8 protein-coding genes and 3 pseudogenes are annotated in these 9320 nt (G+C 59.9%); 6 read left to right on the top strand and 5 right to left on the bottom strand.

Annotated elements, in window-relative coordinates:
• Positions 1-481 precede the first annotated feature (481 nt).
• Entirely contained in the window at positions 482-1261 is a 780-nt protein-coding gene (locus tag ACWCQK_RS41350; RefSeq protein ID WP_451164329.1) for an enoyl-CoA hydratase/isomerase family protein, read from the top strand.
• A gap of 145 nt (positions 1262-1406) precedes the next feature.
• Positions 1407-1856, top strand: coding sequence for a hypothetical protein (locus ACWCQK_RS41355; RefSeq protein WP_451164331.1), 450 nt, complete (start codon positions 1407-1409; stop codon positions 1854-1856).
• Between the two features lie 58 nt (positions 1857-1914).
• Here ACWCQK_RS41355 and ACWCQK_RS41360 read toward each other — a convergent pair whose 3' ends face one another.
• Positions 1915-2688, bottom strand: a complete 774-nt coding sequence (locus tag ACWCQK_RS41360) for a transposase family protein (RefSeq protein WP_451164333.1) — start codon at positions 2686-2688, stop codon at positions 1915-1917.
• 524 nt (positions 2689-3212) lie between these two features.
• Here ACWCQK_RS41360 and ACWCQK_RS41365 point away from each other — a divergent pair.
• From ACWCQK_RS41365 to ACWCQK_RS41380, 4 genes and pseudogenes are all read left to right on the top strand, one after another.
• A pseudogene (locus ACWCQK_RS41365) lies at positions 3213-3257 on the top strand (hypothetical protein); the annotation flags it as partial.
• A 51-nt stretch (positions 3258-3308) separates the two neighbouring features.
• A pseudogene (locus tag ACWCQK_RS41370) lies at positions 3309-4009 on the top strand (transposase family protein); the annotation flags it as partial.
• Positions 4010-4232: 223 nt separating this feature from the next.
• Entirely contained in the window at positions 4233-4994 is a 762-nt protein-coding gene (locus tag ACWCQK_RS41375) for an MHYT domain-containing protein (RefSeq protein WP_451164335.1), read from the top strand.
• 88 nt (positions 4995-5082) lie between these two features.
• Positions 5083-5745: a SnoaL-like polyketide cyclase gene (locus ACWCQK_RS41380; RefSeq protein ID WP_451164337.1), complete on the top strand. Its 663-nt coding sequence runs from the start codon at positions 5083-5085 to the stop codon at positions 5743-5745.
• A 529-nt stretch (positions 5746-6274) separates the two neighbouring features.
• On the opposite strand, the gene ACWCQK_RS41385 is transcribed toward ACWCQK_RS41380, so the two are convergent.
• From ACWCQK_RS41385 to ACWCQK_RS41400, 4 genes and pseudogenes are all read right to left on the bottom strand, one after another.
• On the bottom strand, positions 6275-6889 hold the full coding sequence (locus ACWCQK_RS41385) for a hypothetical protein (RefSeq protein ID WP_451164339.1): 615 nt from the start codon (positions 6887-6889) through the stop codon (positions 6275-6277).
• Between the two features lie 298 nt (positions 6890-7187).
• The gene (glsA, locus tag ACWCQK_RS41390) at positions 7188-8438 is read right to left on the bottom strand and encodes a glutaminase A (RefSeq protein ID WP_451164341.1); all 1251 of its coding nucleotides are present in this window, start codon (positions 8436-8438) and stop codon (positions 7188-7190) included.
• A 116-nt stretch (positions 8439-8554) separates the two neighbouring features.
• Positions 8555-9040: a helix-turn-helix domain-containing protein gene (locus tag ACWCQK_RS41395; protein ID WP_451164343.1), complete on the bottom strand. Its 486-nt coding sequence runs from the start codon at positions 9038-9040 to the stop codon at positions 8555-8557.
• Between the two features lie 123 nt (positions 9041-9163).
• A pseudogene (locus ACWCQK_RS41400) lies at positions 9164-9320 on the bottom strand (IS5/IS1182 family transposase); the annotation flags it as partial.

The raw sequence follows: 9320 nt of genomic DNA on the forward strand, positions 1-9320 counted from the left end.
TGGTTGAGACGTCAGACATCTCGATCAACAGCTCGGGGGCCTCGCATGTTGCGCCCCTGGGCCATCACCCGATCGATGGCCAACTCGAAGAAACTCAATGATTAGGGTAGCGATTACTCCAGCCTGCTGTCTCCGCATTGGTTAGAATTTCTGTTGCGAATCCGGAGTGGGCCCCAAAAGCCGGAGATCGCAGGTCCGGTATGCATGCTCGACTTCACACAAACGATGCCCCGTGAGTTGAGTGGTGTGTACGGTCCAGCGGATGGGTGCTGCGTCGGCCCCGAGCAGCGCAGCACCCATCCGTACAGACTGCAGAGCGGAGCATCCGAATGATGCGAGAGGGTGGAAGCCGAGGTGCGATACCGCTCAACTGGTGCGACACATTCAAGCAGAACGGAATAGTGGCGCAAAGTGGCGCCTGCGCGTAGATCGGGATGGAGGCAAGTCTTGCTAGATGGGCCATCGGGTATAGTCTCGACTTATGGCTTGGAATATTGAATTATTCAACAATGTCCCGATCGTGACGATTCCTTCTGTGAAAGCGGGGGCTCAAGGGGAAGATTTTTATTTGGATTTGCGCGAGACCCTCGATATAGTTGAAGAGGAATATCCTCCTCGTCCTGTGATCCTTAGGGGTGAGGGGAGAGTCTTCTCTGCGGGCCTAGATCTAAGATATGTGCACGGAATGTTCGTCGATGGCAATCATGAAGAGATATTGGCATGGCAGCGGCGCTATTTTGAATCGAATATTCGCCTCTTCTCATTTAATCGACCGCTGATTGCAGCGATTAATGGTCACGCTTACGCGGGTGGTCTTATTACTGCCCTCTGTGCAGACTGGCGGATCGCAGTACGTGAGGCGAGATTCGCACTCAATGAGGTCTCTATCGGGATCCCAATGCCAAGGGTTTACCTGGAATTGATATCTTTTTCTGTCGGTTTGCAGGCCTGCTCCAGGCTTTCTCTTTTCGGTGAAGAATTGAATGCAGGGCAAGCCGAATCGATGGGCCTGATCCACGAGGTTGCCGATGATCTGATGGACCAAGCATTGGCTCGCGCTAATTCGATAGATGATCGCACTCTCGAAGCTTACCTGCAAACCAAGCGCGGTATGCGGAACCCAGTCATTCACCGTATGCGCGAGTTTGCTTACGGGGCGGATGATGCGATTGTCAAGATTTTAGCGAGTAGTAACTCAACCGAAGCCCTGGAAGCACGTATTAAGGCAACCCTGAGCAAGTCGAAGAGGGCGTTGCGTTGAAGCGCCGCAAAGATATCCATATCAGCCGCACCGCATCGTGACAATCAGTGTGCACCGTTTATATTCGAACGACACTTGTAAGTCAATGCGATCGCCAGTGAACGCGTTCGCTTCCCGCTGGAGTAGATGCTAAGAAGGAGCGTGCATGGTTAGCAAGTGGCGAATTACACTCGGCGCGGGAGGGCTTTTATTTGTTGCCGCCGGTGGTGCAATCTTCGCAGTCGCTCAACTGGATGGAAATGAAGACCTGACGGCGTACTGTGCTACGCTTCGTCAACTGAGGGTTTCCCAGGAATCCGGGCAAGCCGATAAGGCAGACTTCGAGAAGATCAGTGCGCTGATAGGGAAGCTCGCCACTCAAGCACCTGACTCACTGCGTGATCAGGCCGAAACCTACGCTCATGGAATCAATGAGTTTATGAGTGACCTTAGAGCCGTTGGCTACAAACCGGAGAAAATAAAACCTGAACAAATCGAGCGTATGCGTACAGCGGAAATGAATTCTGCCATTCAAGAGATAAAGAGTTCAGAGGCGATTTGCAAGCCGGGCACTGCTCCGTCTGTTGTCACTTCGCCCCAGAGCCCGCCTAGATGAATGGTTTAGTGTTTTCAGCGTTCCTGCCCGAATGTGAAACAGGGCCAATGAGGCTTTTTCAACCTGTGGTTGAGCTGGCGTGATGCAGGCTGAGTAGTATGGCCTGGACGATGCCCGTGATGCGGGTGGTCGAGCAGCGGAGTTTGCGGAGTGGCCGCCAGGACTTGAGGGTGGCTATGGCTTGTTCGACGAGGGCACGGATCTTAGCCTGGGATTGGTTGACGGCCTGCTGGCCGGTGGAGAGTGTTTCCCATCGGCCGCGGAACGGAACCCGGACGGTGCCGCGGGCGCCTTGGTAGCCCTTGTCCGCCCAGCAGGGGATGTCGGCCTGGTCGAGGGCGTTGATGATGCCGTGTTCGCGGGCTGCGCGGACGTCGTGGACGGCCCGTGGCAGTGCGGGCGAGGCCCAGAGCGGCCGGCCGAACGGATCTGAGATGACCTGCACGTTCATGCCGTGTTTCTTATGCTTCCCGGAGTAGTAGGGCCGGTCGGCGGCGATCCGGTCGATCGGTAGGAGCGTCCCGTCGAGCAGGACGTACGCCTTCGCCGAGGCAGCACGGACGGCCTCGTCGAGGGTGGGGGCGAGTGCGGCCAGCAGGTCGATGGCTTCGCTGATGTAGCGGTAGACCGTACTTGTGCCGACCTTGAAACCCGCTGCGAGCTGGGCGTATGTGGTCCCGTTGCGCAGATGCGCCAGCACCAGCAGTGCTTGGCGGCCAGACGAGAGCCGGCGCCAGCGGCTTCCGATCTGACGACGGTGTTCGCGCAGACGGGCAGCGAGGAAAGTCAGGGACCGACTGGACACGTCTAGCCCGCACGGGTAGACAAGCACGCGAAGCCTCTGGTGGGTACCGGGTGATCTTGTTCGTGAGCCCGTCTACCAGGGGCTTCACCCATGTGTCGAACCAACTGATCTCATCACGGCGCAAGTTGGCAAAGGCTCAATTTAACGGCTTGGTTACTGAGTGGCCAGTTGTCGCTCAAGGCCGGGCCGCCTTCGAAGTCTGGAAGGCGTTGAATGGGGCCTTCCAGCGCATGGTCCACTTCTGCGCCTTCCCGGTCGGGTCCAGACTCATCAGATGACCTTGCATATCTCGACGTCGAGGCATCGTCCTTCTTCGGTGCCATCCATGAGAGCTCGTAACGCGATCTTGTTGATGTGCCTTGGTGGGGCGTAACCGGTGTGACGATTCGGCCGGTCGCGAGGATGTGGGTACTCGACCGTGGATCGTGGACGATCGGTTGTGGGCTTTGATCGAGCCGTTGCTGCCGCCGTGGCCGGAGCGGTCACCGGGGCCACGGCCGGCGGCGGACGGACTCTATCTCTAGGGCATCCTGTTTGCCCTCTACAACGGCATGGCCTGGCAACTTCTGCCCCTGGCGCTGGGGTTCGGCTCAGGGCAGACATGCTGGCGACGCCTGGACCGGTGGCAGAAGGCAGGAGTCTTCGACCGGCTGCGCCGGGTGAGCGTGGGGCGTCAGGCCCTGCTCGTCCTCGCACACCTGCGCTGCGGCCATACCTACGCTCAACTCGCCGTCGGGTTCGGCGTCGGCACCACGACCGCCTACCGGTGCATCGCCGAGGCCATCGATGTCCTGACCGCTCTCGCACCAACCCTCGCCGAAGCGATGAAGACCGCCCTCTACCAAGGCATTCGCGATCCTCGACGGGACGCTGCTATCGATCGACAGGATCGCTGCCGACCGGCCCTTCCACTCCGGGAAACACAAGAAACACGGCATGAACGTGCAGGTGATCACCGATCCGGCGGGGCGACTGCTGTGGGCATCGCCCGCACTTCCCGGAGCCGTCCACGACATCAGGGCCGCGCGAACACACGGCATCATCGACGCCCTGGAGGAAGCCGTCGGTGAAGTGCTGGGCCGACAAGGCCTACTGGGGCGCCGGCGCCCCCATACGGGTGCCCTACTGGGGTCGCTGGGAGACGCTCTCCACAGGTCAGCAAGCCGTCAACCGCTCCTACGCGAAGATCCGCGCGCTCGCTGAGCGAGCCATGGCCACCCTCAAGACGTGGCGGCTCCTGCGCAAGCTGCGATGCTCCACAACCCGCATCACCAACCTCGTTCAAGCCGTCCTCACCCCGCATCTGACCTGCTCAAACCAAGGTTGGAAAAGGCTCCCTACCTCTTAACACGCCAATATTCAGGATGAAAGAGGCCCACTTGGGCGAAACGAAATCATAAGCCGAATGGAGTAGCGAATACTCGACAGATGGAGCCGGATTCGGCGTTGTTCCCGGTATAGTGATCACGAATCAGTTTTGAAATTATTCTGTCGACATGGCTTAATGCCCGCATTTTCGGGCGCGCGGCGCCTCCCGTTGGGTAATTCAATTACAGAGGTGATTCCGATTCATGCAGGGTTTAATCGATGGCTTCACTTACGGCATAGTCACGCCTATTGCTTCATATGCAATGTCCTATATGGGTTCGATTCTTGGCTTACGGTGCACCGTTAGGTCGCTGAATGCCAAAGGCGCTCAAAAGGCCCTCTGGCTCGGACTTGGTGCGGCTTGCATTGGTACTGGAATCTGGACAATGCACTTTATTGCAATGGTCGGTTTTAGTGTCAAGGGGACTGTCATCACATACGACACTGACAGGACGCTCATAAGCCTGATAGTGGCTGTGGCTGTCGTTGGTTTTGGCGTCTTCCTCGTCGGTTACCGAGGGGTGACCTTTCCGACTTTAGTCGGCGCCGGCACTGCAACGGGTTTGGGTGTCGCTGGAATGCATTACATCGGTATGAGTAGTATGCATCTCAAAGGGCGCCTTTTGTACGACACTACTACTGTGGTAGCTTCTGTGGCTATTGCAGTCGGAGCAGCGATAGCCGCACTATGGGCGGCCGTATCAATCCATGGCCTCAAAGCCAGTCTCCTGGCGAGCGTCATTATGGGAATGGCTGTCACTGGTATGCATTACACGGGTATGGCTGCCGTCAGTGTCCACCTTCACTCAGCATCGACTAAATGGGTGTCGTCAACGGATCCCTTGACGTTTATGATTCGCATGCTTGAGTTTCCTGTCGGCTTCCTCTTCTTAGCCACGTTCGTTGTCGTGCTCGATCCACAGCTCCTTCTGGGGGAGCATCCTCGAGAATCGGGTCGCGGCTAAAGCTCACCTTCAAGCTGACTTCTCCTCGTAATATATAAAAGCGCGATGAGCGTAAATCTGATTTACATAAGGAAAAGGTGATTTACGTATGTCGGATCGTTCCGTGAATAAACCCGAAGAGGCTGCGCAAGAATCTTTATGGCTGCAGGGGCGAGAAGCCGTAATTGAGGCTGCTGATCCCGACGGTTGGAGAAATGGAAGGCCCGATTACCACCTCTCCCACACGATTATGCCAGGGCAGCGAACCCGGCCTTTGGGGAGAGGGTCTCTGGAAGCGGTCGTTGAGGGCATAGTGCAGGTTTTCGAGATGGAAATTTCACACAAGAAGGATCCTGCCGCTTGGGTTTCTGTGGTGACAGATTCATTTCGCACCAACGTCAATGGCGGACCTTTTGCGACCGCAACCGATATTGCTGAGCAGGGTAGTTATAACATCCTTATAGGCGATAGCGTCTTTCATGTGCCGGGAGATTTTGACTCATCGCACGCGAGTTTCCATCAGACATTTCCGGGCGGTTTTTACTGGGAAGTGCTTGAAGTGCTCACCCCGCCTCCCGTAGTCACCTTCAAGTGGCGCCACTGGGGCGCTTTTGAAGGTGAATATCACGGCAACCCTCCAACGGGCGAACAAATCGAGATGTTCGGAGTCAGTGTCGCTAAGGTTAGTAATGATCTTAAGCTGGTTGAGGTAGAGCATTATTACGATCCCAATTCCTTCCTTAGTAAACTGACCGGAGGCTGTCCCATCTAAACATGAAATGCACAGTCATTTGACGCGGTAGACTGCCTATGAAATCGTTAATCTATAGTGGTCTAGCGCGATGGTCCGTCGGTTCTTCCGGCGGACCATTTCACAGTTTTGGATCGGGCCTGTGAGTGCTGGTGGATCGGCTGTCGAGGATTGCGAATGACGGCGTAGGGTCGTTTGGATGGTGTGTGAGTGCTTGTCGTCCGTAGCGCGTGACGTGTCCGATGCCCGCTGGGCATTGATCGAACCGGGCTTACCACGTGCAGGGATCATCGGACCGGGTCTGGTTATCGCAGCCCGGGTGCACGACCTGCGGGAGATCGTCAGCGCGATTCTTCTACGTTAACCGCACCGATACCCCCTGGAATTACCTGCCGCATGACGTCCCGCCGTACGAGGCGCTTTACGACTATTACGCGAAGTGGAAGCGGACGGCACGACACAACACGTCCACGACCTGTTACGGGACAAGACCCGTCGATGTCACGATCAGTGGCACACGACGGACACGCCTGTGTGTGCGCCGTACCACTCAGTGCTGTGCCGCTTTGGTGCGGGGGCTGGGGCGGCGACCCCAGGCAGACATGAGGGTCGGCATGATCACGTTGCATGCAGGGTCGTTCATGAGTTTTTGAAACGCTTTGGCGGCCACGGGGTTGATCAGTCCGGCCTCGCGTAGCTGGCCCAGGGCATGGTCGGCGATGCGGCGGTGTGCGGGTTCCAGCGGTGAATCCGTGCCCCGTAGGGTGAGTACCAGGCCATCAGCGTCCACGCCTCGCAGACCGAGGTTTCGCAGGAGACCGGGGAGGCGGCGGCCCAGGGTGAGGTCGTATCCGCAGCCGCGCAGGTGAGCCTTGAGGAGGTTCATCGTGGCCGAAGCGGCAGGGTCGGCCGCGGCGGGCCCGTAGGATTGCCAGTCGAACTCCTCGACGAGCAGGACTCCACCGGGGGCGAGGGCTGCAACGAGCCTCGCCAAGGTGTGCTCGCTCTGGCTGAGTCCGCCGAGCGCCAGGCGGCCGTGCACGATGTCGAAGGTCGCCTCAGCGGGAGGTCCTTCGGTTGCGGCGTCTGCTGGCATCACGCATACCTTGTCGTGGCGCTGTGCAGGGTGTTCAAGGAAGCGGGTGCCGGTGCCGGTGGCGATCACCTGCCCGGTGGGTCCCACCGTCTGGGCCGCCCAGCGCAGGAGTCCTGGGCTGCCAGGGCCCGCCAGAAGTATTCGAGTCCCGGTGCGGGTTCCGAGCCGTGTCAGCAGGCGGGTGCTGCGTGGATCGTAGGCTTGCTCGACGGCGGTCAGAACGCGTCGCTGTCGGGCCTGGTCGAGAGGGGCCGGGACCTCTCCGTGGAGGGGTGGGGTTGGGACGCGGTCGACGGCGTGTCGTCGAAGCGGCATCGGGGCAATCCCTTCGCGAAACCTTTCGTGGATGGATGGTGTCCCGCGGCGGTCAAGCCGAGTGCGGTCTGTTCTTCCGTCGGGGATCCTGCTTTCCCGTGTCGCTGTCGAGGTTGTCATACACATGGAGGGCGAACCTCGAGACCAGTTCGCGGCAGAAGTCGATGCCCCGCACCGAATTGCCGCGAGCGTCCAGCCGGGGAGACCACATGGATATGCCCATCACCTGCGGAATCACCACCATGAGTGCCCCGGAGACGCCGCTCTTGGCCGGCAGGCCGACGGTGAAGGCGAATTCGCCGGAATAGTCGTACATGCCGCACGCGGACATCATGGACAGGCACCTGCGGACCGAGGTGGCCGAGAAGACCCGCCGGCCGGTCACCGGGTTACGGCCGCCGCTCGCGAGGGAGGCCGCGGCAACCGAGAGGGCTTCAGTGTCCATGTCGATCGCGCAGCTCTGGAGGTAAAGGGCCAGGGTCTCCATGAGCTGGGTGCCAGGAGGGAAGGCGTTCATCTCCTGCATCCAGTAGCCAAGCGCAAAGTTCCGGTCGGCGGAGCCTCTTTCGGACAGGAAGCACTGCTCGTCGAATCCTGGGCGGCTCGTGCCACACAGCTCCCGCCACGTATTCAGAACTCGGGCGAAGCGCGCGGAAGGGGCGCGATCAGGCGCGATCAGAGAGCAGCACATGATTGCACCGGAGTTGATCATTGGGTTGTGGGGGAGTCCGTCGTGGGTCAGGGCCAGTGCGTTGAACCGGTGGCCGCTCGGTTCGTGGCCCACATGGCGGTGCACCAGTTCGGGCCCGTGCTCTTCCAGGGCGAGGCAGTAGTTGACGGGTTTGCAAACAGACTGGATGCAGAATCCCTCGCGGGCGTCGCCGATCGAGAAGCGCTGACCGTCCACAGTGCACACCGCGACCGCGAACCGGTCCGGATCCACGGCGGAGAGCGCCGGAATGTAGTCGGCCACCCGACCCCGGCGGTCCGCCATCAGGCGCTCGAAGATGTCGGTCAGCTCGGCAGCGAAGCCAGCAAAATCGGGAATCACCAGATCACCTCGCAGGGCCCGCGCGACCAGCGGGTCCCGAAGTAACTCGGTCAGTCCCCTGGCCGTTACGTGTCCGCCGCCATCGGTGGGGGCGAGGTCTCCGAGCGCGCGCCGGATCCGAGGATCATCGGCCAACAAGCCCGCGCGTCGCAGTCTGTTGAGGATGTTCGGATGGGAGACCGGCTGGGCCGGGACGACCCCAGTAGGGAAAGTGCTCTCATACAGCGGCGGCGTCGTTGCCACAACGCTCATCGTTTGCCTCCAAGATGGTGGGGGTTCACACGGTGAATTGCAGCAGTCGCCGAGGGCTCAGCGCGCTGGCCGTGCGCACAGTCATCGGCCCCCCGGATTGTGCAGCGTGCTGTTCTTCACACCCGCTCCCGCCCGGATCCTTCGACGTTCACATTGTCGGTTGTCCGGCGGGATGTACTGCGGGCAGCAGCCACAGCGTCAGCACCCCGAGATAGCAGGCGAGCAGGAACTGTTTGGTCTTCAAGCGAGCGGCTGCTGAGATGCCCGCTGCGTTGTAGCCGGCTGAGGATGGTGTTGCGATGACAGTAGAGCCCCGTGGCGGCGCGCGCCGCGGAGCGACCGCTCTCGTACCATGAGGCCAGCGTCTGCAGCAGTACGTCCCGCTCGGCGGCCGGTAGGCCGAGGACCTGGCTGGACGCGTGCAGGGCCAGCTGGACCGCAAGGCCAGAGTTGGACACCACCAGTGCTTCGGGAAGCCGTTCGGTAATCCAGGCCACCGTTGCAGGGCGATCTCGGCCGGCTGATAGGCGTCGGTACCGTGTGTATCGCCTCGAAGGGATCGGAGATCCCGATGGCACCGGGCGGATTTTGGCCCAGAGCATGCATCAGCCGCGGCACCGTGGATGGCCCAGGGCGATCAGCCCTATCTCACGGTTCCTGCGTATCCGCCAGGTCGCCGAATAAGGAGTAGGCCGCACAGGCGTCTTGCGCAGCACTGAGCTTCTTCAGTGGTGATGCTCCAGGGTGGGGATGGCTTTGGCGGTTGACGTCATGTGGGTCGGGCTGCATCGGGATTTGTGGAAGATCCGCTGGGACTTCAAGCAGGCGATGCCGCGTTCTACCGGGGCTCGCGCCTGGGCGAGGGCGCGGTTGAGGGTCTTC

It is taken from the genome of Streptomyces sp. NPDC002306 (assembly GCF_053593435.1).